1 protein-coding gene is annotated in these 627 nt (G+C 39.9%); it reads right to left on the reverse strand.

Annotated features, from left to right (window positions below; all coding sequences use genetic code 11):
* The coding region (locus HK417_RS24585; protein WP_222273460.1) for a hypothetical protein at positions 1-627 on the reverse strand (627 nt) is incomplete at both ends.

Genomic DNA, 627 nt, shown 5'->3' on the forward strand with positions numbered 1-627 from the left:
TCTTTTCTTGTAGGTGCTTTTGGCAATGCATTGATAGCAGACGCAATGGCAGCATCAACTTGTGCTTTTGTATAAGTAGTTGCCTGAGGAGCTTTTGTATTAACTTCCGCTTTTGTAGCAATGTCAATAGTTGTTCTTTTATCAAGAACTGACTTATCAATCAGTCCATTATCAAGTGCACTTGTAGTATAAGCACCTAAACTCATACCAATCTCTACACCTGCTGCATCAATTGTTCTTACAGGTTTGCCATTAAGATTATCAACGGCAGTCTGAGCAGCTTTTGTAGCAATAGCGGTTGTGTTTGAAGCAATAGACGCATCCAGAGCAGCCATTTTGGTGTCATAGGCAGTTTGTGCCACTTTAGCATTGATTTCAGCCGTATTGGTTGTTTTGAACGCTTCAAAGTCTGTTGTTGCCACTTTAGTTCCAATGGCAGTATTTGCATTTGCTATAGCAGCTGTATTTGCTGATACATTACCATTTGTTGTTGATAGCTCTCCTTGAGTTACTAAGCTAGATGCCAATGAGATTGTGAACTCCTGAATTTGGTTAACAGTCATTGTTGGATAGTTGATAACTGAGAATCCAGCAGCAGTCCCATCCACATTAGTTGTTTCAAGTGTC

It is taken from the genome of Modestobacter marinus, from assembly GCF_019799945.1.
In the GTDB taxonomy this organism is placed as follows: Bacteria; Actinomycetota; Actinomycetes; order Mycobacteriales; family Geodermatophilaceae; genus Modestobacter; species Modestobacter marinus_B.